This window comes from Mesorhizobium sp. P2_F8 (assembly GCF_056403655.1).
Genome location: NZ_JBFUFB010000003.1, coordinates 488420 through 512197, shown reverse-complemented (window position 1 = coordinate 512197; position 23778 = coordinate 488420). Strand labels below are relative to the sequence as shown.

General features: G+C 63.7%; 19 protein-coding genes. 11 read left to right on the top strand and 8 right to left on the bottom strand.

The genetic code is table 11. The features are described from left to right. Positions 1–4: 4 nt before the first annotated feature. From pbpC to AC1DZP_RS09810, 10 genes are all read left to right on the top strand, one after another. Positions 5–2095 carry a penicillin-binding protein 1C gene (pbpC, locus tag AC1DZP_RS09855; protein WP_477301914.1) on the top strand — a complete coding sequence of 697 codons (2091 nt, stop codon included), beginning with the start codon at positions 5–7 and terminating at the stop codon, positions 2093–2095. Positions 2096–2113: 18 nt separating this feature from the next. Next, positions 2114–2836 carry a M15 family metallopeptidase gene (locus tag AC1DZP_RS09850; protein ID WP_477302219.1) on the top strand — a complete coding sequence of 241 codons (723 nt, stop codon included), beginning with the start codon at positions 2114–2116 and terminating at the stop codon, positions 2834–2836. Between the two features lie 167 nt (positions 2837–3003). Then, complete coding sequence (locus AC1DZP_RS09845; RefSeq protein ID WP_477301912.1) at positions 3004–7293, top strand: beta strand repeat-containing protein; 4290 nt, start codon at positions 3004–3006, stop codon at positions 7291–7293. An 80-nt stretch (positions 7294–7373) separates the two neighbouring features. Next, complete coding sequence (locus tag AC1DZP_RS09840; protein ID WP_477301910.1) at positions 7374–8477, top strand: TIGR03032 family protein; 1104 nt, start codon at positions 7374–7376, stop codon at positions 8475–8477. Between the two features lie 222 nt (positions 8478–8699). Next, complete coding sequence (locus tag AC1DZP_RS09835; RefSeq protein ID WP_477226931.1) at positions 8700–9728, top strand: sulfate ABC transporter substrate-binding protein; 1029 nt, start codon at positions 8700–8702, stop codon at positions 9726–9728. Positions 9729–9750: 22 nt separating this feature from the next. Next, the gene (cysT, locus tag AC1DZP_RS09830; RefSeq protein WP_095091462.1) at positions 9751–10602 is read left to right on the top strand and encodes a sulfate ABC transporter permease subunit CysT; all 852 of its coding nucleotides are present in this window, start codon (positions 9751–9753) and stop codon (positions 10600–10602) included. Continuing rightward, positions 10595–11479, top strand: coding sequence for a sulfate ABC transporter permease subunit CysW (gene cysW, locus AC1DZP_RS09825; RefSeq protein WP_095091461.1), 885 nt, complete (start codon positions 10595–10597; stop codon positions 11477–11479). Before cysT ends, cysW begins: the two co-directional genes overlap by 8 nt. Before the next feature lie 13 nt (positions 11480–11492). Beyond that, positions 11493–12533, top strand: a complete 1041-nt coding sequence (locus tag AC1DZP_RS09820; RefSeq protein WP_477301908.1) for a sulfate/molybdate ABC transporter ATP-binding protein — start codon at positions 11493–11495, stop codon at positions 12531–12533. 226 nt (positions 12534–12759) lie between these two features. After that, a complete protein-coding gene (locus tag AC1DZP_RS09815) occupies positions 12760–13746 on the top strand; it encodes a sulfate ABC transporter substrate-binding protein (protein ID WP_477301906.1) in 987 nt (328 codons plus the stop codon). A gap of 353 nt (positions 13747–14099) precedes the next feature. Continuing rightward, positions 14100–14549: an RrF2 family transcriptional regulator gene (locus AC1DZP_RS09810; RefSeq protein ID WP_013530871.1), complete on the top strand. Its 450-nt coding sequence runs from the start codon at positions 14100–14102 to the stop codon at positions 14547–14549. On the opposite strand, the gene AC1DZP_RS09805 is transcribed toward AC1DZP_RS09810, so the two are convergent. The 7 genes from AC1DZP_RS09805 to AC1DZP_RS09775 all read right to left on the bottom strand — a co-directional run bounded on the left by AC1DZP_RS09805 (position 14546) and on the right by AC1DZP_RS09775 (position 22520). Then, complete coding sequence (locus tag AC1DZP_RS09805; protein ID WP_477301904.1) at positions 14546–15085, bottom strand: gluconokinase; 540 nt, start codon at positions 15083–15085, stop codon at positions 14546–14548. The two genes, AC1DZP_RS09810 and AC1DZP_RS09805, sit on opposite strands and share 4 nt — an antisense overlap. 2 nt (positions 15086–15087) lie before the next feature. Then, positions 15088–16074, bottom strand: coding sequence for an ABC transporter permease (locus tag AC1DZP_RS09800; RefSeq protein ID WP_477301902.1), 987 nt, complete (start codon positions 16072–16074; stop codon positions 15088–15090). Continuing rightward, positions 16071–17051 (bottom strand): ABC transporter permease, encoded by a 981-nt coding sequence (locus tag AC1DZP_RS09795; protein ID WP_477301900.1) that lies wholly within the window; start codon positions 17049–17051, stop codon positions 16071–16073. The genes AC1DZP_RS09800 and AC1DZP_RS09795 overlap by 4 nt, the downstream gene beginning before the upstream one ends. Then, complete coding sequence (locus AC1DZP_RS09790) at positions 17048–18595, bottom strand: sugar ABC transporter ATP-binding protein (RefSeq protein WP_477286707.1); 1548 nt, start codon at positions 18593–18595, stop codon at positions 17048–17050. Before AC1DZP_RS09790 ends, AC1DZP_RS09795 begins: the two co-directional genes overlap by 4 nt. A gap of 79 nt (positions 18596–18674) precedes the next feature. Beyond that, positions 18675–19802 carry a sugar ABC transporter substrate-binding protein gene (locus AC1DZP_RS09785; protein WP_095091454.1) on the bottom strand — a complete coding sequence of 376 codons (1128 nt, stop codon included), beginning with the start codon at positions 19800–19802 and terminating at the stop codon, positions 18675–18677. 304 nt (positions 19803–20106) lie between these two features. Continuing rightward, positions 20107–21135 (bottom strand): HTH-type transcriptional regulator GntR, encoded by a 1029-nt coding sequence (gene gntR / locus AC1DZP_RS09780; protein ID WP_477301898.1) that lies wholly within the window; start codon positions 21133–21135, stop codon positions 20107–20109. A 155-nt stretch (positions 21136–21290) separates the two neighbouring features. Beyond that, positions 21291–22520 (bottom strand): MFS transporter, encoded by a 1230-nt coding sequence (locus tag AC1DZP_RS09775; RefSeq protein ID WP_477301896.1) that lies wholly within the window; start codon positions 22518–22520, stop codon positions 21291–21293. A gap of 174 nt (positions 22521–22694) precedes the next feature. Between AC1DZP_RS09775 and AC1DZP_RS09770 the strand changes: the two genes are divergently transcribed. Next, complete coding sequence (locus tag AC1DZP_RS09770) at positions 22695–22982, top strand: DUF3175 domain-containing protein (protein WP_477301894.1); 288 nt, start codon at positions 22695–22697, stop codon at positions 22980–22982. Between the two features lie 18 nt (positions 22983–23000). Here AC1DZP_RS09770 and AC1DZP_RS09765 read toward each other — a convergent pair whose 3' ends face one another. Beyond that, positions 23001–23777, bottom strand: a complete 777-nt coding sequence (locus AC1DZP_RS09765) for a FadR/GntR family transcriptional regulator (protein WP_477301892.1) — start codon at positions 23775–23777, stop codon at positions 23001–23003. Between the last annotated feature and the right edge of the window lies 1 nt (position 23778).

Here is a 23778-nt window from a genome sequence, read left to right as displayed (position 1 = left end):
CGCCATGCTCTCCAGAAAAGTCCTGCGCCGGGCAGCCGTAACCGCAGCTTCCTGCGCCGGCATCCTTGCCCTTTCCGTCGCCTCCCTCTGGGAACTCGACCGCGCCTTTCCGCCGCCGCTCCCGGCCGAGCTCACGGTCTCGACGGAAGTCCAGGACCGCGACGGCCAGCTGTTGCGCGCCTTCGCCACGCCGGACGGTTATTGGCGGCTCGAAACCAGGCTCGACCAGGTCGACAAGCAGTTCGTCGACATGCTGGTCACCTATGAGGACAAGCGCTTCTGGGACCATGAGGGCGTCGACGTGCTGGCGCTGACCCGAGCCGCCGGCCAGTTCGCCACAAGCGGCCATATCGTCTCCGGCGGCTCGACCCTGTCGATGCAACTCGCCCGACTGATCGAGCCGCGCGAAAGCCGCAGCCTCGGCTCCAAGATCAAGCAGATGCTGCGTGCCATCCAGATCGAGCGGCGGCTGTCCAAGCGCGAGATCCTCGAACGGTACCTGACGCTGGCGCCGTATGGCGGCAATCTGGAAGGCGTGCGCGCCGCCTCGCTGGCCTATTTCGGCAAGGAGCCGAAGCGGCTCACCGTTTCGGAAGCCGCCTTGCTGGTTGCCTTGCCGCAGCTGCCGGAAAAGCGCCGGCCCGACCGCAACCTCCAGATCGCCCACGCCGCTCGCGACCGAGTGCTGACCCGCATGGTCTCCTCCGGTCTGCTCGGCGAGCGCGAGGCGGCGCGTGCCGCCCTCGACGATGTGTCAGGCCTGCGCCGCACCTTGCCGGCGCTCGCCGCGCACGCCGCCTATGCGATGCTGCCCAAGGCCGTGCCCGGCCAACCCGTGCAGCTGACGATCCGCAAGAGCGTCCAGGAAGGGCTGGAGCAGGTCGCCAGGGACGCCGCCACCAAGCTTGGGCCTCGCCTCTCCGTTGCCATGGTGCTGGCCGACGCCCGCACCGGCGACATTCTCGCCGAGGTCGGCTCGGCCAATTTCTTCGATGCCAGCCGCTCCGGCTGGATCGACATGACCAAGATCGTCCGCTCGCCCGGCTCGACGCTGAAGCCGTTCATCTATGGACTTGCCTTTGAGCAGGGCCTGGTGGCGCAGGAAACGCTGATCGACGACAGCCCGGTCGATTTCTCCGGCTACCGGCCGAAGAATTTCGACATGGGCTACCAGGGCGACGTCAGCATCCGCCAAGCGCTGCAGCTGTCGCTCAACGTGCCGGCGATCCGCGTGCTGGACGCGGTCGGGCCAACGCGGCTGATGGCGCGCTTTCGCCAGGCTGGCGTCAGCCCCACGCTGCCGGTCAACGAGTCGCCGGGCCTGGCCATCGGCCTCGGCGGCGTCGGTGTGTCGCTGCGCGATCTCGTCCAGCTCTACACAGGCCTCGCCAATGGCGGCAAGACGCACACGCTGCATGACGGCACCGAGCCGGCCAATGCCGAGCGCACCACCGCCACCATCCTCGACGGTCAGGCCAACTGGCAGATCATCGACATCCTCTCTGGCGTCAAGCCGCCCGAGGGCGCCTCGCAGCGCGGCATCGCCTACAAGACCGGCACCTCCTATGGCTACCGCGACGCCTGGTCGGTTGGCTTCGACGGCCGCTACGTGCTGGGCGTCTGGGTCGGCCGCCCCGACGCCGGCGCGGTTCCCGGCCTCTCCGGCTACGTCTCGGCCGCCCCGATCCTGTTCGAGGGCTTTGTCCGTTCCGGCCTCGCCACCGTGCCCTTGCCGGGCAAGCCTCCCGGCGTCTTCAGTCCCAAACGCGAGGACCTGCCTATGACGCTCGCCCGTTTCGGCACCGGCTCGGACGGCCTGGTGCAGGCGACACCGACCGAACCCGCGCCGACCATCATCTTTCCGCCGGACGGCGCTCGCGTCGACCTCGGCACCAACTCAGCCGCTGCCTCGCCGCTGGTGCTGAAGCTGCAAGGCGGCCGGGCGCCGTTCCGCTGGCTGGCCAACGGCAAGCCGCTGACCGGCATCGACCGCCGCCGCACCGCAACCTGGCAGCCGGATGGCGCCGGCTACTCGACGCTGACCGTGATCGATGCCGCTGGACGCGCAGCAAGCGTGAAAGTGTTCGTCGAGTGAAAGCGTTCCTTGAATAGAATGCGCCAGGCGATTCAGTGCATTGGCTTTTGCGCACTGATGGTGGCGGCTTTCGCTCTGCCGACACATGCCGACACCCTGCCCGCCGGCTTTGTTCACCTCACCGCCATCGACCCTTCGATCCGCCAGGACATCCGTTACGCCGGATCGGGCAATTTCCTGCGCCGCAAGGTGAACGGCTATGAAGCGCCGGCCTGCATCCTCACCGAGCAGGCGGCCAAGGCACTTTCGGACGTCCAGAAGGCGATTGCCGCCAATGGCCTGACGCTGGTCGTGTTCGATTGCTACCGCCCTGCCCGTGCCGTCACCGACATGGGGCAATGGTCGCGAGAGGGCGGGCCGCCCGATCCGCAGTGGTATCCGTGGGTCAAGCGAGGCGACCTCATCGCCAAGGGCTATGTCGGTGAACTGTCCAGCCATTCCCGTGGCTCGACGGTCGATGTCGCCATCGCGCGAGCCGACAGCAGATCCGCCTCGAAACCGGCCTGCGGTGCTGTCGAAGCCGACACGCTCGATTTCGGCACCGGCTTCGACTGCTTTGACCCGATAAGCGAGACCGCACACCGCGGGCTCGCCGGCGAAGCCGCGGTAAACCGCAAGATGCTTCTCGATGCCATGCGCACCGGCGGCTTCAAAAACTATGCGCGCGAATGGTGGCATTTCACGCTGGCAAATGAACCGTTCGCCAAGCAGCGATTCGACTTTCCCGTCACCGCCAGGTGAGACAGCCACCAAACCGGTGGAACTGCTGTTCAGCGACCTGATACTTCAACAAGTTGTTGTATAAATACAACTTAAATTGCCCGTCACTAGTGATTGCCCTGAAATCACGCAGACTCGAATTGCAATTCCCTTCCGCAAGGATACGCATGGCCGCTGGAGGGCTTCCAATGGGTTTTACGTCGGGTTTTGACGTCGTGTTCGTGCGCGACGTCGTTCAACTATGTCCAAAGCGTCGCCGCTCGCTGCTTTTGGGCACGGCGCTCGGCTCGACGCTGGTAGCGCTCTGCGCGTCCCCGTCATTCGCGGCAAACTGCACGCAGCCGGCCTCGCCCTCGCCGATCACGGTCAACGGCGCTGCAACGCCGATCTCGTGCACCAACACCGTCGCACGCAGTGCAACCGTGGCTGGCGACAACGCCATCGGCATTGTGACGACCGGCAATGGCAACATCGTCGACATCACCAACAGCGGGCCGCTGACCACGACTTCGACTTCACTCATTCCGGGGCCGACTTTCTCGCAGTCTACCGGCGCGCGTGGCATCTATGCCGGCACCAACGGCATTGGCGCTGACATCACCATTAACAACACCGGCACCATCAACTCGTACAGCGACAGCATCAAGGCGACCGACGCCGCCACGAGCGGCACCGTTTTCAGCAGCGACACCCACATCACCATCACCAATTCAGGCAACCTGACCGCAGGCCCCAACGCCGAGGGCATCTACGCCAATGCCGGCTACGGGTCCAACAACGTCGTGACGATCAACAACAGTGGCGTCATCCAGACCGGCGCCAGTGCCTCTCAGATCGGCACATCGTCCGGCATATTCGCCACCGTCGACGGCGACAACAGCCAGATCAACATCGCCAACAGTGGCGCCATCAGCACGATCGGCGACACCGCTTCGGGTATCTCGGCGATCGCCAACTACTACAATGGCGACAATGGCAGCATCGTCATCGGCAACAAGGCAACCATCACCACGACGGGCGCCGGCGCCGATGGCATCCTCGCCAAGGCAGGCAATCCGGACCATGGCGGCACGGTGAAGATCACCAACGCCGCCACCGTCAGTGCCGGCAAGATCGGCATCGCCAGCTCTACCTATGGCGCAGGCGGCAACATCACCATCGACAACAAGGGCAATATCACGGCCGGCACAGGCGGCGCCAATGCCTCCGACGGCATTATGGCCGTCGCCTACGGCAGTGACGCGACCATCACCATCACCAATGGTGGTGCCATCGACACGACCGCCGGCGGTCACCGGTCTGTCGGCATCGAGGCGACGGCTGGCTACTACGACTACAGCAACGCGCACATTTCAGTGACCAACACCGCCAGCATCACCACTGGCGCCTATTCCGAAGGCATCCTCGCCCGCTCCTATGGCACCGGCGCCACGGTCACCATCGACAACAGCGGCGCCATCAACGCCGGCTCGCTCGGTATCGTCGCCAACGTCTACGGCGACAGCAGCCAGATCAGCGTCACCAACAGCGGGGCGATCACAACCACGGATCCGAACGCCAATGGTATTACGGCGGTCGCCATTTCCTATGGCAGCAGCGGCGACAGCATTGTCATCGACAACAAGGCCGGCGGCACCATCGACACCAGCACCGGTACGTTCGGCATCTTCGCGCTGACAGGGAGCAACGGCAATACCGACCCCGACAATGGCGGCACCATCACTATTACAAATGCCGCCACGATAAGTTCCGGCCACACCGGCATCGCCGCCATTACCTATGGCAATGGCGGCGACATAACGGTTTCAAACTCGGCCGCGATCACAGCCGGAAAACTGGGCGACAACGGTTCCTACGGCATCCTCGCTGTTGCCATTGGCAGCGACATAGCCATCGATATCACCAACAGCGGCGCCATCGACACGACCGCCGGCGGTCCTAACGCGAGGGGCATCCAGGCCTCGGGCACCTATTCCTCGGCCAGCAACGTGCACATTTCGGTCACCAACAGCGCCAGCATCACCACGGCAGCCAATTCCGAAGGCATATTCGCCCAGGCCTACGGCGACGGCGGCATGGTTACCGTCGAGAACAGCGGCGCCATCAAGACCGGCGACAGCACCTCGACGAACGGTCGTTCGTCCGGCATCGCCGCCAATGTCAATGGCGACAACAGCCAGATCAGCGTCACCAACAGTGGCGCGATCACAACCATCGGCGTCGGTGCGAACGGCATCACCGCGATCGCCAACCTCTATGGCACCTGCAGCTGCCAGGGCCCCCTTTTCCCGGCCACCAGCAACGGCAGCATCGTCATCAGCAACAAGGCTGGCGGCACGATAACCACGACAGGAAGCTATGCGTCGGGCATCTTTGCACAGGCCGGCAACAAGGATCCGTCCGACCCGGGCAATTCCAATCCCGACGATGGCGGCACGATCAACATTACCAATGCCGCCGTCATCAAATCGGGGGGCAAGGGTATCGCCGCCGGCACTTACGGAGCCGGAGGCACCATCAGCGTCACCAACAGCGGCGACATCGCCTCGACGGCCGGCGAAGGCCTCTATGCCAAGTCCATTGGCGACGACAGCAGCATTGCCGTCGCCAATACGGCATTCGTCAATGCCAAGGGCGGCGTTGCCGGGCTGGCTGCCTACACGAGCGGCGCCGGCAGCAACATTGTCATCGGCAACACCGGAAACAATGCGGAGCTGTTCAGCAGCGTGGGCTTCGGCGCAATAGCTGGCGCGACCGGCACATCGAGCACGATCCTCGTCACCAACGATGGCAAGATTCACGGCCAGCTTGGCGGCCTGCAGGTCAGTTCGACCGGCGGTTCCACGGTCACCATCGGCACGTCCGGCTTTGTCGGCGCCAACAACAACCTGGCCATCAAGTCGACCGCCGGAACAACCAGGATCGACGATGCCGGCGTGATTGCCGGTCGCGTCGAATTGAGCGACGCCGGCAATGTCATGAACGTCAATGACACCGGCGTCTTCAGGGCATTCACCGACAGCAAATTCGGCGCCGGTAGCGATACGCTCAACAATAGCGGCACCCTCTACGCATCGGGCAGCTTCTTTGGCTCTCCACCGGGCACCGTCAGCTTCATCGGCCTCGATAGCTTCGTCAACGGCAGCCTGGGCTCCGGAGCCGGCCTGACGACGATGATCGATGGCGTGGCCGGCGACAGACTGACCACCAGCGGCAACTTCACCGGGCAGGGCAATTCGAAGCTCGGCGTCGACGCCAACTTTACCACCGGCGTCGCCGACACTCTGACGATCGGCGGCAATTCGTCCGGTCATACCGGTTTGGTCGTGAATGTCGTCGGCGCCGGCGCGCCGGCGGTCTTCATCCCCGTGGTCACGGTGACCGGAACAACCGCCGACAGCGATTTCGATCTGGCTGGCCCCGTCAATGCCGGCTTCTTCACCTACGGCCTGTTCCTGCAGGGCAACACACACGGCCTGCGTTCCATCGGGCTTGACAATGCCGGTTTCGAACTGCCAGCCGGCGTGACCGGAGCACAGGATGTGTGGCTGGACACGACCGGCTTCTGGCAGGACCGCATGGCGGATCTGCGCACGCAGGAAAGCGGCGTCCACAACGCGGATATGCCGGAGGAAAAACTCGCCGCGCGCATGGGCGGCCTCTGGGCGCGGGCGTCCGGCGATTGGTCAAATCGCGACAGCAGCGCCAGCTTCACCGATCCGGTCTCGCTGCAGGCCGAGACCCTCAACCTCGATCGCAAGCAGCGCACCGGTGCCTTCCTCGGCGGCATCGACATGGGGCTCGAAGGTGTCGCCGGCGCCGATATGCTGTTCGGCGTCATGGGCGGCTATGTCACCTCCAGGCTCGACTTCAAGGCGACGGACGACAGCTGGAACTACAAGGGCGGCACGGTCGGCGCCTATGCCACCTATCTGAATGGCGGCTTCTACCTCGACGGCCTCGTCAAGGCCGACTTCCTCGATGTCGACATCAACGACGTCGGCGGCAAGGCAAGCACCAACGCCACCAATATCGGCGCACGCCTCGACGCCGGCTACCGCGTCGCCATGGGCTGGGGCTTCATCGAACCGCAAGCCAGCCTGGAATGGGTCCGCACCAATATGGATTCCGTATCGCTGTTTGGCGGCGACATCGACTTCCAGAACGGCAGCAGCGGCCGCGCCAGGATCGGCGTGCGCATCGGCACCGATATGCAGATGAACGGCATGACCGTCAGTCCGGACCTGACGCTGAGTGTCTGGAACCATTTCGGCGACAGCAACGCCGTCGACATCAACTTCCCCGGTAGCGCCTTCTCCGCCACCGACAGCGCCGGCAACGGCACGTTCGGCGAGGTCGGCGTCGGCGTGAACGTGGCCAGCGCCAGCAACTGGTCCGGCGTGGTCCGCGGCAGCGTCCGCTTCGGCAACAATTACAGCGCCGGCTCCATTGGCGCGGCACTCCGTTACGGCTGGTAGTCCAGCGGATTGCATCTGAACTTCTTGCGCCGGCCCTCGCGGCCGGCGTAGTCATGACCAGGTCCACCCATGGAGCAAGCGTGAGCACATCCAAGGCCACTGACGAGGCCCCGGCGAGACCGGCTGAAACCCCGCCTGCCGGCCCGGCCGAGCAGCAGACCAACGTCTCGCTGTCGCGCGGCTTCATCAACTGGATGGAGACGGCACAGTGCTCGCTGGCCTTCACCTCCTACCAGACCGGGCAATTGTTCCTGGTCGGCATTACCGGCGACAGGAAGGCCTCCATCCACCAGACCAGTTTCGTCAGGGCCATGGGCGTGACCGTTGCCGCGCAGCGCATTATCCTTGCCTCCGACACGGCGGTGTGGCGGCTGGAAAACATCCTCGGACCCGACCAGGTCGCCAACGCCATTTACGACCGCATGTATATGCCGCGCGCCGCTTCTTACACAGGCGACCTCGACATCCATGAACTGGCTGTGCGCGAAGACGGGCAGATCGTGTTCATCAACACCAAGTTCTCTTGCCTGGCGACGCTGAGCCCGACGCATTCCTTCCGGCCGTTGTGGAAGCCCTCCTTCATCAGCAAGCTGGTGCCTGAGGACCGCTGTCATCTCAATGGTCTCGCCATGCAGAACGGGCGCGCCCGCTATGTCAGCGCGATCAGTCGGTCGGACTCGGTCGGCGGCTGGCGCGACCGCCGCTGGGAAGGCGGCATGATCATCGACATCACCGAGGACAAAGTGGTGGTCGACGATCTGTCGATGCCGCATTCGCCGCGCGTCCATGACGGTGCGCTGTGGGTGCTGGATTCCGGCCGCGGCTTCCTGGTCCGCATCGATCCCGGAACCGGACAGCGGCAGAACATCGCCTTTTGCCCCGGCTTCCTGCGCGGCCTGAGCTTTCATGGCCGCTTTGCCATCGTCACCACGTCGTTGCCGCGCGATGGCCTGTTCAAGGACCTGCCGCTACAAGACAATCTGCAGACGCGCGACGCCGAGCCGCGCTGCGGGCTCTACATCATCGACCTGCATACCGGCGGCATAGCCGAGTGGATCGAGTTGAAGGGACACATCACCGAGCTGTTCGACGTCACCGTCATTGCGGGCTGCCGCTGCCCTTCGTCCGTGCCGCTCAACAGCCCGAACATGGCTTCGCTGATCACCATCGACAGCGAAGGCTGAGCGAATCGGGCCCACCTGCTAAGTCCTTGTCCCGGCCTGTCCAAAGCCTAGATCAAACGTCAGGCAGGCTCGGAATTCGTTCAGCGCAGCCATGAGGAAGAAATTTCTCCGCACAGCGAAATATCGTCGAACATTTTCTTCAGGGGGCCAAAAAAGGCAACATTGAATGCATCTAATTTCTATCAATTCGGTAGATTTGGCGCCGGTTCAACGGAGGCAGAAATGACCAAACCTCATTTCAGGAAACTGCTCGGCGCACTGGTCGCCACATCTGTCCAGTTCGGCACGCTCGGTTTCGCGTTTGCCGACACCACCATCCTCAACGTGTCCTACGATCCGACGCGCGAGCTCTACAAGGCCTATGACGAAGCCTTCGCGGCGCACTGGAAGGCCGAGACCGGCGAGACGGTCACCATCCAGCAATCGCATGGCGGATCGGGTGCCCAGGCCCGCGCCGTGATCGACGGCCTCGACGCCGATGTGGTGACGCTGGCGCTCGAAGGCGACATCAACGCCATCGTCTCCAAGTCGAAGAAGATCAATCCCGACTGGCGCACCAAATTCGAAAACAATTCAGCGCCTTACACCTCGACCATCATCTTCCTTGTCCGCAAGGGAAATCCCAAGGGCATCCATGACTGGAACGACCTGGTCAAGGACGGCACCCAGGTGATCACGCCCAATCCCAAGACCTCCGGCGGCGCGCGCTGGAACTATCTCGCCGCCTGGGCCTACGCCAACGCCAATGATGGTGGCGACGAGGCCAAGACCAAGGAATTCGTCGGCAAGCTCTATGCCAATGCCCCGGTGCTCGACACCGGCGCCCGTGGCTCGACCGTGACCTTCGCGCAAAAGGGCATCGGCGACGTGCTGATTGGCTGGGAAAACGATGCCTATCTGGCGCTCGACGAATTCGGCGCCGACAATTTCGACATCGTCTATCCTCCGACTTCGATCCTGGCCGAGCCGCCGGTGGCGGTGGTGGACGCCAATGTCGACGCCAAGGGCACGCGCAAGGTCGCCGAAGCCTATCTGGGCTGGCTCTATTCCAAGGAAGGCCAGACAATCATCGCCAAGAACCACTATCGTCCGGCCAAGCCCGAACTTGTGGCTCCGGCTGATCTTCCCAAGACACCCGACATCAAGCTGATCTCCATCGACGATCCGCTTTTTGGCGGCTGGAAGAAAGCACAGCCTTATCATTTCGGCGACGGTGGTATATTCGACCAGATCTACAAGCCGGCCCAGTGAGCTAGATCTAGATCAGGACGATATGACCACAGCACCCGCGCAGGCGGGGTGGCGGTTCAGACAGCCGAGTGTCATTCCGGGTTTCGGACTGACGCTCGGCTTCTCGCTTGCCTACCTCACCCTCATCATCCTCATCCCGCTGTCCGGGCTGCTCTGGCGCTCGGCCGCCCTTGGCTGGCCTGAATTCTGGGCCATCGCCACCGATCGCCGCACCATCAAGGCGCTGGAAATCAGCTTCGGCACCGCCTTCATCGCGGCCGCCGTCAACGTCGTCTTCGGCACGCTGGTCGCCTGGGTTCTGGTGCGCTACCGCTTTCCCGGCCGCCGCATCGTCGATGCCATGGTCGACCTGCCCTTCGCGCTGCCGACGGCGGTGGCCGGCATCGCGCTGACCACGCTCTACGCGCCGAACGGCTGGATCGGCAAATTGCTGATGCCGCTCGGCATCAAGGTTGCCTATACGCCGCTCGGCATCGTCATCGCACTGGTTTTCATCGGCCTGCCTTTCGTCGTGCGTACCGTGCAGCCGATCATGGAGGAGATCGACAAGGAGGTTGAGGAAGCCGCAGCCACGCTTGGCGCCAGCCGCTTCCAGATCATCACCCGCATCCTGTTTCCAGGGCTGGCGCCAGCCATCGTCACCGGCTTTTCGCTGGCCTTCGCCCGCGGCGTCGGCGAATACGGCTCGGTCATCTTCATCGCCGGCAACCTGCCCTACAAATCCGAGATCGCGCCGCTGCTGATCGTCATCCGGCTGGAGGAATACAATTATCCGGCCGCGACCGCGATCGCGGCGATCATGCTGGCTCTGTCGTTCGTCATGCTGCTGGTCGTCAATCTCGCGCAGACATGGAGCCGCAAGCGCTATGGCTGATCCCGAGATCAAATCCTACGAGCCGCATCACGAGAGCCAGTCAGCGGCCGTCACGGAAAGCCGCCCGGCGCGCGTGGCGCTGATGACCGTTGCCTTCACCTTCCTCGGCATCTTCCTGCTGCTGCCGCTGATCATCGTCTTCAACGAGGCACTGGCGAAAGGCGTCGGCGCCTATACGCAATCGCTGAGTGATCCCGACGCGCGCTCGGCGATCCGGCTGACGCTGCTTGTCGCAGCGATCTCGGTGCCGCTCAACATCGTCTTCGGCATCTCCGCCGCCTGGGCGATCGCGAAGTTCGAGTTCAAGGGCAAGGCCTTCCTGACCACGCTGATCGACCTGCCCTTCTCGGTCTCGCCGGTCATATCGGGTCTGGTCTATGTGCTTTTGTTCGGCGCCCAGGGGCTGCTCGGCGGCTGGCTGAAGGCGCATGGCATCGTCATCCTGTTTGCCGTGCCGGGCATCGTGCTGGCCACCGTCTTCGTCACCTTTCCCTTCGTCGCCCGCGAACTGATCCCGCTGATGCAGGAACAGGGCAATGGCGACGAGGAGGCAGCCCTGTCGCTCGGCGCCAATGGCTGGCAGACCTTCTGGTACGTGACCTTGCCCAACGTCAAATGGGGGCTGCTCTATGGCGTGCTTCTGTGCAATGCACGTGCCATGGGCGAGTTCGGCGCGGTGTCGGTGGTGTCGGGCCACATACGCGGCCTGACCAACACCATGCCGCTGCATGTCGAAATCCTCTATAACGAGTACAACGCCGTCGGCGCCTTTGCCGTCGCTTCATTGCTTGCGGGCCTGGCGCTCGTCACGCTGGTCTTGAAAACACTTCTCGAGATGCGCTACGGCGCCGAGATCGCCGCGACGCGCGGACACTGATAGAGGGGTTTGCATGGAAGTTCGCGTTGCCAACGTGCGCAAGGAGTTTGACCGGTTTCCGGCGCTTCACGACGTGTCGCTCGACATCAAGTCGGGTGAGCTGATCGCGCTTCTGGGGCCGTCCGGTTCCGGCAAGACGACGCTGCTCAGGCTGATTGCGGGGCTGGAGCGGCCGACGCGAGGAAAAATCTTCTTCGGCGACGAGGACGCCTCGCAGAGGTCGATTCAGGAGCGCAATGTCGGCTTCGTCTTCCAGCATTATGCGCTGTTCCGGCACATGACGGTGGCCGACAACATCGGCTTCGGCCTCAAGGTCCGGCACGGGCCGTCGCGACCGCCGGCGCAGGAGATCCGCCGCCGCGCTTCCGAACTGCTCGACCTCGTCCAGCTTTCAGGGCTGGAAAAGCGTTATCCGGCTCAGCTCTCCGGTGGCCAGCGCCAGCGCGTGGCGCTGGCGCGCGCCATGGCGATCGAACCCAAGGTGCTGCTGCTCGACGAGCCGTTCGGCGCGCTCGACGCACAGGTGCGCCGGGAGTTGCGCCGCTGGCTGCGCGAAATCCATGACGCCACCGGCCACACCACCGTCTTCGTCACCCATGACCAGGAAGAGGCGCTGGAGCTTGCCGACCGCGTCGTGGTGATGAGCCAGGGCCGCATCGAGCAGGTTGGCACCGCCGACGACATCTACGACACGCCGAACTCGCCCTTCGTCTATGGCTTTATCGGTGAATCGAGCTCGCTTCCCGTCAAGGTCGAGAATGGCGAGATCTGGCTTGCCGACCGCCCGATCGGACTTGCCGCGCCACACGAGCCCTCGGGCGACGCGACGCTGTTCTTCCGCCCGCACGATGTCGAGCTGCTCGACGGCTGCAGCGGCTGCATCGCCGGCACGGTCGCGGCCAGTCGCCGCGTCGCCGGCACGCGGCGAGTGGAACTCGAGATCGGCGGCGAGCGCAAGCGGGTCGAAATCGAACTGCCGGTCGATCACCCCGCGGCGCAGAAAAGTCGGGTGGCCTTCCGCCCCGGTCGCTGGAAGCTCTTCCCGACCGCTTGATCCAATCCGCCTGCCCATCGTTCGGGAAGGATTGTGCGCGCACGCAGCGTCGTTGTGCCGGCTGGGGCATCGAAAATATCCATGCCAGAAAAGAGATCCTAACAGCCGGCCGTTTTGGCGATATCTTTTCTCGTGGCTAGGGCACGGGCCGCTGCGCGTGCCTCGTCCCGTACCCTGCGCCACGGCTATGGTTCGACCATAAACACATTGCATCGGAGCCCGTTTCATGAAGCGATTTTTCCTTGGCGTCGCCGCCATAGCCGGCCTGTTCCTCGCATCCTCCCAAGCCTGGTCGGCCGACAAACTGCTCAACGCATCCTATGATGTCGGCCGCGAACTGTTCGTCCAGGTCAACAAGGCCTTCATCGCAGGGCATCCAGGCGTCACCGTCGACCAGTCGCATGCCGGCACCTCGGCGCAGGCGCGCGCCATCGCCGAAGGGCTCGGCGCCGATGTCGTCACCTTCAACCAGGTCACCGACATCGATTTCCTGGTCAAGAAGGGCCTCGTTTCGGCTGACTGGCAGAAGGATTTTCCCGACAACGCCTCGCCCTTCTATTCGCTGCCGTCCTTCCTCGTGCGCGCCGGCAACCCCAAGCACATCAAGGACTGGAACGACCTCGTGCGCGACGACGTCCAGGTGATCTTCCCCAACCCGAAAACCTCGGGCAATGCGCGCTACACATATCTGGCGGCCACCGCCTACGCCAAGGAAGCCTTCAAGGGCGACGACGCCAAGGTGAAGGAATTCATCACCAAGCTGTTCAACAACGTTCCGATCTTCGACACAGGCGGCCGCGCCGCGACCACCACCTTCGTGCAGCGCGAGATCGGCGACGTGCTGATCACCTTCGAGTCCGAGACGCGCGGCATCCGCAAGGAATATGGCGACGACAAGTTCGAGCAGGTCACGCCCTCGGTTAGCCTGCTGGCCGAATTCCCGGTAGCGATCGTCGACAAGGTGGCCGACGAGCATGGCACCCGCGATCTGGCCAAGACCTATCTCGACTTCCTCTACACGCCGGAAGGCCAGGACATCCTCGCGCAGAACGGCAACCGGGTCCGCGACGCGACCGTCGCCGCCAGATACAAGGCCGACTTCCCCGATGTCCGCCTGCTGACGGTGGACGACGTCTTCGGCGGCTGGGACAAGGTGCAGAAGGAGCATTTCGCCGCCGGCGGCCTGCTCGACCAGACCTACGACAGCCGCTGACGGGGCAGCATCCGAGGTGAACGCGAAAGCCGGCGCTGTGCCGGCTTTTTTCGTTTCGTGCGCCGGCAATCCGGTATTCAGCGGACCAAAGCATGATCCCGAACAGCGGAATCCGGTTTTCGCCAGAATCATGTTCGAGCCGAGAAGCAGAGTTCCATCCCGATTCTATCGGGTGGAACATGCTCTATCGGCTTCATCATGCAAAACGTTACAAAGAATCAACGCGTTTGTGCCTAACGTGCCATCTGGCGGCTTGTTTTCGCGAAACGTCATCGCGCGGCGAAAACGTCATTATTTGCACACAAACAGTCGCCAGATGCGGGTGGTTGGGGCTTCAATGGGTTGATCTGGGCATGCTGACTAAAAAAGGCAAATACGGCCTCAAGGCCCTTGTGCATCTGTCCGGCCTGCCGGCTGGCCAACTGGCCTTTGTCAACGACATCGCGGTCGCCAACAACATCCCGAAGAAGTTCCTCGATGCCATCCTGGGCGAGTTGCGCAACGCCGGCTTCGTCCAGAGCCGCAAGGGCAAGGAAGGCGGCTATCGCCTTGCCCGGCCGGCCTCCGAAATCAAGATCGGCCATGTCGTGCGCGTGCTTGACGGACCGCTGGCGCCAATCCCCTGTGCCAGCCGCACGCAATATCAGCGCTGCGAGGACTGCGACGAGGCGACGTGCCAGGTCCGGCACATGATGTTGGAAGTACGCCAGGCGATTGCCGAAGTGCTTGACAATCGCAGCCTCGCCGCCATGCGCGACGCCGACAATGATGATTTTCCGGTCGAACTGACGTCGCAGATTTAGCGCATCTGACGAACCGCGGCAGCGACAAGTTCGCCGACCGGGCGCATCGCGTCGAGCGTCAATGCCCGCTCATCCGCAGCCGGTGGCTCAAGGATGGCGAACTGGCTGTCGACCAGGCTTGCCGGCATGAAATGACCCTTGCGGCCGGCGACGCGTCGCCTCGCCGTGGCAGCGTCGATCTCCAGGTAGAGGAAGACGATCTCCGGGCAGAAGCCGCTCAGCCGCTCGCGATAGCTGCGCTTCAACGCCGAGCAGGCGGCAACCACGCCTTCGCCCTGCACTACCGACGCCACGATGCGCTCGCCGATCGCGTCGAGCCAGCCTTCACGGAGTTGATCGGTGAGCGGCTCGCCGCTTGCCATGCGCGCGACGTTTTCGGGCGGATGCAACCTGTCGCCCTCGATGAAGATGGCGCCCAGCACGGCGGCCAGCGCGGTACCGACGGCCGACTTGCCGCAGCCGGCGACACCCATCACCACAATGGCCGGCACCGAACCGGGAGCGCCCGTTGGCGCCTGTGCCGCCTTTTCGTCCACTGTCAGCGGCTTGCCGGCGCGCGGCCGTAGAGCAACAGCATGGCAACGATGACGATGCCATAGATGATCTGCCGCCCCGCCTCCGGCATCTGCATGACGGACAGGATGGATTGCAGCAGCGTGATCAGGATGACGCCGGCGACGGTGCCGAGATAGGAACCACGTCCGCCCAGGATCGACGTGCCGCCAAGCACCACCGCGGCGATCGACGGGAGCAAATAAGCGTCGCCCATCGATTGCGCCGCCTTGGAAGCATAGCCGGCCAGGAGCACGCCGCCGAAGGCCGAAAGCCCGCCCGAGACGGCAAACGCAATCATCACCACGCGCCGTGTGTCAATGCCCGAGAGATAGGCGGCGCGCTCGCGATTGCCGATACCGTAGACGGCGCGGCCAAAGCTGGTGCGGGTCAATGCGAACACCATCGCCGCACCGATCAGCGCCCAGATGATGACCGCGTTGGGCACGCCCGGAACGGCAAAGCCGGTCGCCAGGTAACGCATCGCGCCCGTTGCCGAATCCTGTGGCGAGAAGCCACCGGTGTAGACCACCATCAGCCCTTGCGCGACGGCGTTGGTGGCCAGCGTGATGATCATCGAGGGGATGCGCAGATAGGCGACGCCGATGCCGTTGACGACGCCGATCAGCATGCCGCAGACGACGCCGAACGGAATGGCCAGCGCCACGCCGACGGGACCATAGGCGGCCGCCGCACTGGCCATCATGGCGCCCATTGCGACCGACCACGGCACCGACAGGTCGATCTGACCAAGCAGGATGACGAGCATCATGCCGGTGGCGATGACGCCGAGGAACGACGCCACCTTGAGCTGCTGCAGAAGGTATTCAGGAGACAGGAAGCTTCTGGAATAGAGGCTGCCGAGGAACAGCAGCAGCACGATGCAGGCAAAGGCTGTCAGCACCGCCGGATCGGCGCGCCGGATGAATCTGGGCATGCGGCCGGCAATGCCGCCAAGCGTCGTTTCGCTCACAGGAACCACTCCAGCCGGTTGCGGACCCGAAACAGGGCGAAGGCGCCGAGGCTGACCGCGATCAGCAGGATAACGCCCTGGAACAGCGGTTGCCAGAGCGGATCGAAATCGAAGACGAAGAGCAGGTCACCGATGGTGCGGAACGCCAGCGCGCCGAAGATCGCGCCGATGGCGCTACCCTTGCCGCCGAACAGCGAGACACCACCGAGCACGACGGCGGCGATCGAGAACAGCGTATAGGCGTTGCCGCTGGCATAGGCTGCCTCGCCGGTATAGGTGAAGAAGGTCAGGAACAGCCCGCCGACTGCGGCAAGCAGCCCGGCCAGTGCGTAGGCGGCGAATTTGCCACGGCGGATCGGCACGCCGGACATGTAAGCGGCCGTCTCGGACGAGCCGGCTGCGTAAGCCGCGCGACCGAGCACCGAGCGGCTGAACGGCACCCAGACAAACAACACCACGGCCAGCAGCACGACCAAGCTTGCGGGCACCACGCCAAACAGTCGTCCGGTCAAAGCGTCGGCGAGGTCCTCATTGACCGAGCCGCCGGGAAAAGGTCGCAGCAGCAGGGCAATGCCGAAGTAGACGGCGCCGGTGGCGATGGTGGCGACAATCGGCTGCAGCCTTCCATAGATGACGATGGCGCCGTTGATCGCCCCGCACAGCAGCCCGGTGCCAAGCACCGCGAGGACGCCCAAGGCGGTTTCGATGCCAGTGCCGATGACCAGCCAGGACGCCAGGCAATTGGTCAGGGTGAAGATCATGCCGACGGACAGGTCGATGCCGGCGGTGATCACCACCAGCGTCTGGGCCATGGCGACGAAGGCGAGCAGCACGCCCTTGTTCGCTGCCGTCTGCACGACATTGGCGGTGAAGCCGGCCGGGTGGTTCGAGGTGTAGATGACGAACATGACGATGAAGATGCCGAGCGCCAGCAGCGTCCCGCGCTGCTCCGCCAGCCAGTAGCGCCAATCCTTCACGCGTTTGCTCCCAGACTCACGGGGCTCTCCTCGCCATGTATGTTGAGCGCGCTTGCGATCAGCGCCCGCTCGGTGATCTCGGCGCCGACCAACTCGCGCTTGACCGCCCCGTCATAGAGCACCAGCACGCGGTCACAGCAGCCGATCAGCTCGTCATAGTCGGTCGAATAGAACAGGATCGCAGCACCGGCATCAGCGAGCTTGCGCATCAGCTGGTAAAGCTCCTGCTTGGTGCCGACATCGATGCCGCGCGTCGGATCGTTGAGCAGGATGATGCGCGGCTGGCGCATCAGCCATTTGGCGATGACCACTTTCTGCTGGTTGCCGCCCGACAGCGCGCCGACCGGAATGTCGAGCCCCGCGGTCTTGATCGCCAGCAGGCCGACCATGTCGTCGATCAGCCGCTGCTCGGCGGCACGGTCGATGATGCCGGCTTTGGACAGCCGGTCGAGCGCGGCGAAGGACAGGTTTTCGCGCACCGTCATCGGCAACATCAGCCCTTCGGTCTTGCGGTCTTCGGGAATGAGCGCCATGCCGATACCGTCTTCACGTGCGGCGGCGGGGCTGGCGATGGCAACGGGCTTGCCGTCGATGAGGATCTGGCCCGACAGGCCGCGCAACACCCCGAAGAAGGCAAGCAGCAGTTCGCGTTGGCCCTGACCGTCGAGGCCGCCAAGACCGACGACCTCGCCTGCCCCAACAGTCAGCGAGACATTGTCCAACCGGTCGGTCCATGAAAGCTTGCGTGCCTCCAACACCGGAACGGCGGCAGCCGAAGCGCGTGGCGGCTTCGGCGGAAAGATGTGGCTGTATTCTCGCCCGATCATCAGTTCGACGACTTCATTGTCGCTCTTTGTGCCCGCCGCGTAACTGGCGACATTGCGACCGTTGCGAAACACCGTGCATTGGTCGGCCAGTTCGGCGATCTCGTTCATGCGGTGCGAGATATAGAGCAGCGCCAGCCCTTCCGAGCGCAGTCGCTTCAGCACGCCGAAAATCTTGGCGACATCCGTCGCGGTCAGCGCCGAGGTCGCCTCGTCGAGGATCAGGATGCGCGGCTTGCGTGCCAGCGCCTTGGCGATCTCGACCATCTGGCGGCGCGACAGCGGCAGGTCCTTGACCAGCGCCAGCGGGTGGATGTCTGCGGCGCCCGCGCGCGCCAACGCTTCTTCCGCGATCCGGCGTTGTGCCTTGCGGTCGATCATGCCGAACCGCGTCGGCGGGTCCGAGATAACAATGTTGTCGGCAACGCTGAGTTCGGGAACCAGCGACAGTTCCTGGAAGATGCAGACGATGCCGGCCTGGTTGGCGGCAGCCGGCGAAGCGAACGTCACCTCGCGGCCATCTAGCGTCATGCGCCCTTCGTCGGGCGCAACGACACCGGCCATCACCTTGATCAGCGTCGATTTGCCGGCACCGTTTTCGCCGAGGATGCCGTGAATGCTACCGGATGAGACCGAAAGCTCGGCCTTTTCCAGCGCCCGCACACCACCATAACGCTTGGATATGCCTTCCATTCGGAAGAGCGGAATCGCACCGTCCATCGGGCCTCCCGAGGCTCTTTGACGACTAGGGATATCGAGTGGTCGGCGCCGCGGAATATCCCGCGGCGCCTGGGTGCAGCTACTGGTCGGCCTTGGTCTGGCCCATGATTTCCTGCGCGGTGAAATTGATACCGCAGGTCGGGAAGGAATTGCCGACGAAGAAATTGTCGGACTGATCAGGGAAGAAATCCTGACCTGCCTTGAAGTTCGGATCCTCGACGATCGCAAGCGGCAGCTTGACCGACTGCGGGACGACATTGCCTTCAAGGGCTGCGATCGCCGTCTTGATGGCAACCGCCACCTGGGCGGGGCCGGTACCGGCTGACGAGCATTTCAATCCGTCCGCCGCATGGGCCGCGCAGAATTTGCGGAAGCCGTTCTCTGTTTCGCCGCCGAACGGCACGAACGGATGCTTGGCGTCGATCATCGCCTGCACGATGCCGGTGTCGCCACCCTGGCCGGTGATGCCGACGAACGGACCATTGGTGGCGATCGCGTCAGCCGTGACTTTCTGCGCTGTCGGATCGTCCCACTTGCCGGCGACTTCGGTGACGTCCCATTTCTTGCCCGAAGCGTCAAGAACCTCATGGATGCCATTGTGGCGATCGGTGTCGACCGACGTGCCGGCAACGCCACGAACTTCAAGAATCTTGCCGCCTTCGGGTATATGGCCGGTCAGCCATTTGCCCCAAAGTTCGCCAAGGCCCTTCTGATCGACATTGACGTTGATGGCATCCTTGGTGTCGAGAATGTTGTCGAAGGCGACCAGCACGACGCCGGCTTCCTTGGCGCGCTTGATGACCGGCGCGAAAGCGGTCGGGTTCTGCGCGTTGACAACAATGGCGTCATAGCCGGAATCGATGAAGTTGTTGATCGCCGAGATCTGCGCCGGCACATCCTCGCCGGTCGACACCACCTTGAATTCCTTCAGCTTGGCGGCGACGTCCTTCTGCGCTGCATAAGCCTTGGCCGTCTGGATCATCTGGATGCGCCACGTGTTGGCGATATAGCCATTGGCGAGCGCGATCCGGTATGGGCCATCTTTCTTGGGAAACTTGAAGAACTGCGTATCTGCGGCCCAGGGCGCGAAGCAGTCCGGTTCGGCGGCTGGTCCCTTCACGACTTCGGGGCCGGCGGCCATTGCGGCCGAGTTGAGCATGACAAATGCAGTGGCGGCAACGATGCCACCCACGAGTGACTTGATCATCGATATTCCTCCCAGTTGCAGTTTTGATTGTTGTTGGCTGCCATGCACTTCACGCGTCCGGCCAGACACCTCCTGTCTTGCCTCTCGCGCTTTCTTAAGTCGCCAATGTCGACCCGGCTCCCTCCCTTGCCACCTCTAAATGGGAAATAAAAACTATCATATTATACATAATAAACAAGCATCAGCTGTCGCTTATATATAATAAACAGGCCTTGGCTTTTGCCGTAAGTTTGCACTCTAGGCAATTGGTAGCGCTACCATGACGTTGTGTAAACCGGCATTCACACAGTCGCTTCTGTGTGTTTCAACGGGCGGTGCTCTCGCGGCACTTGAGTTCGAAGCCGAGATCGACGATCCGTTGTTCCGGCCTGTTGCCGGCGATCGCCGCCAGCGCCATGGCGACCGCACGTCGGCCGATCTCATAGCGGTGGGTGCGGATGCTGGTGATCGAAGGAAACGCCACCTGCATCATGTCGAGATCGTTGAAGCCGACGATGCCTATCGTCTTCGGCACCGCGATCGACGCGCGATGGCACTCGAACAACACGCCGAGCGCGATGTCGTCATTGTTGCAGAACACACCGTCGAGCGTCGGTACCTTGGCCAGCGCGTCGCGGAGCATTTCGCGCCCGAGCGGCACGCTCGACAGCACCGGCGTGGTGGTGACGAGGCGTGGGTCGAACAGGCCGGCGGCCTCCATCGCCGCCCGATAGCCGGCCAGGCGCCGCTGCGAGCGCGGATCCATGCGCGCGCCGATGAAGCCGATGCGGCGGTAGCCTGTCTCGATCAGATGCTCGGTCGCCGTCCTGCCGCCGTCGAAATGCGAGAAGCCGACCATCATGTCGACAGGATCAGGCCCGGTTTCCATGACCTGCACCACCGGGCAGCCGGCGCTCTCCAGCAGTTTTCGCGAGGTCGGTGTCTGGTCGATGCCGGCGACGATCAGCGCTGCCGGCCGCTGCGAACCGAAGACCTGCAGCAGCCGCTCTTCTTCGAGGCCGGAATAATGGGTGTTGCCAAGCTGGATGCGGAACGGGCTGGCCGACAGGCTGTCATAGATGCCGCGCACCACCTCGGCAAAGACGTTGTTGGTGAGCGACGGCACCAGCACGCCGAACACCTCGGCGCGCGCCGAAGCCAGTGCCCGCGCATTCGGGTCCGGCACATAACCAAGTTCGTCGACTGCGGCCTGGATCTGGCGGCGCAATTCCTCCGAGACGCGCCCCGGCTCGCGCAGAGCGCGCGACACGGTGATGGCGCCGACACCGGCCTTGCGCGCGACATCGGCAATGGTCGGGCGGCCGCCGCCCCGGCGCGAGCGCGGCTTGATCAAGGACCCGCTCCCTCGGAAGAGCACCCACCAAAGCGCGGGGATACGATCGTCCTTGCTGTCGTCATGTCACCCGGCATGCCTTGCCGTACCCACTCGTGCTCTGGCGTCGCGCAGCCTTTCGCCCTTGTCAAGCAACGCGAAGTAGTTCAGCCCTTTCAAGCCATCGCCACGGCACGTTGCCTTGCCTTCCAAAACAACAGACCGATCGCCAGTATGTTCAGCAGATTCCAGGCGATACCGTTGAGGAATGCCGCGGCGTAAGAGCCGGTCAGGTCGTAAATCCAACCCGACATCCAGCCGCCGATCGCCATGCCGAAGATCGTCGCCATCATGACAATGCCGATGCGCTGGCCGGCCTCCTTGGCCGGCATGTATTCGCGCACGATGATCGCGTAGCAGGGCACGATGCCGCCTTGCGACAGGCCGAACACCAGCGATACGACGTAAAGCGAGGCAAGTCCGTCGAAGGGAATGTAGAACAGCAGCGACAGGCATTGCAGCACCGAGCCGATGAGCAGCGTCTTCACGCCACCGATGCGGTCGGCGAGAAACCCGGAGGCCAGCCGGCTGACGACGCCCGCCGCCATCATGATCGACAGCATGTCGGCGCCGTGCGCCATGCCGTAGCCGAGGTCCATGCAATAGGCGACGATATGCACCTGCGGCATCGACATCGCCACGCAGCAGCCGAGGCCGGCGACGACCAGAAGCACCTGCAACGCCGCCGGCGACAGCGAGATCGGCTGCACCGGCCGGCTTCCCGGCGAACCAGCTGCGGCAGTCTCCGGAGCACCGCGCCGCAGCAACAGCACCAGCGGCACCATGGTCACCAGGCAGAAGACGCCGATCGCGGCATAGGTGAAGCGCCAGCCTTCCGCCGTCATCAGCGTCGGCATGACGGTTGGCCAGATCGCTCCGGCAAGGTAGTTGCCGGCGGCCGCCGCGGTCACCGCGACACCGCGCCGGCGATTGAACCAATGCGAGATATCGGCGATCAGCGGCCCGAAGATCACCGACGTGCCGACACCGATCAACAGCCCTTGAGCAAGGGTGAATTGCAGGATCGAGGTCGACAGCGCCGCGAGCAGGAGGCCGGCGGCGAGCGCAATCGAGGAGAGCAGCGCGGGGATCCAGTAGCCCATGCGGTCGATGGCGCGGCCGACCAGCACGTTGCCGGCGGCGAAACCGACCATGGTCGCGGTGTAAGGCATGGACGCCGCGGCGCGATCAACGCCGAACTCGGCCTGCACAGCGGGCAGCACGACGACGACAGCCCACATGCCGACGCCGCCGATCGTCGCCAGCAGCATCGAAATCGCGAGCCGCATCCAGGCATAGCTGCTGTCGATACCGGGGCTCGGCCGGCTCAAGTCGGTTCGGGTCAAGGCGTTTCCTGTCGGCGGTCTCGAAAATCGGCTGCCGTTTGCGCCACTATCGGCACATTCGCAACGCGCAGCAGCGCCACGGCAGGCAAATCCGTCGCACCAGACAAGACCAGTGGGGAACCGATGCCAAGGTGTGGAGTTTCCCGGCAAGCCACCCTGCAAAGGAGTCCTGCCATGACCGCGAAGAAGAAATGGTCGGCCGAGGTGACGGAGCACAGCGACGCTATGGATCTCGAGAACCACGTCTTTGAATCCGACGACGCCAGGAAGATCGCAGCCTCGCTCAAGCGATCCGCCGAACACAGCCACCGGCGCAAGGCCGAGCCGTTCCAGTCCGCCATGTCGATGCTGAACTTCTACATCAACCGCGCCGGCAAGAATCTGCCCGCTTCGCGCAGACAAGTGCTTGAGAACGCCAAGGACGAGCTTCGAGCCGCCTTCGGGCGGGAGAAAGAGGATTAGCCGCGACCCATTAGGCGCCTAGCGCGAACGGATGACGCCGTCGGTGTTGGCCAACAACTTGCGCACCGCGTTGCGCGCCGCATCCGGCCGCTTCAGGCGGATGTTCTTCTCGATCGCCTCGTGCAGCTTCTGTGCGTGCTGCAAATCATCCAGCTCCCGTGTCGTATAGGCGAACAGGTGGTCGAACGCGGATTCGATGAGCACGCCGAGTGGCACCAAAAGGTCGTTGCCGGATGCCCGCAGGATCGCCAGGTGGAAACGCGTGTCGGCACGCGTGCGCTCCTGCAGGCTCGTCGCCTCGCCCATCTCGCGGCAGGCCTGGCTGATCTCGGCCATCTGCTCGTCGGTCCGCCGCATGGCGGCAAAGGCGGTCGCTTCCGGCTCGATGATATGGCGGAACTCCTGCACGGTCTTCAGGAACACCTCGCGATCCGGGGACGTCGCGTACCAGGCGAGCACGTCGCGATCGAGAAGGTTCCAGCGTTCCTTCGGCTCGACCCAGCTGCCGATCTTGGGGCGCGACGCCAACAGGCTCTTGGCCATCAGCATCTTGATCGCTTCGCGCACCGCCGAGCGGCTCACGCTGAAGGTCTCCGACCATTTCGCTTCATTGGGCAGGATGGTACCGGGCGGATAGTCGCCGCGCACGATCCTGAGACCAATCTCGCTGGCCAGCGAAGCATGGACGCTCGAGCCGGGGATGCGCGCCGCATCTGGTCGGCGAACCCCCGCCGGGCGCTCGCCGGAGGCCGCTTTCGCTGGCGATTTTTCCTTGTTCGGCTTCGCGTCCCGCATA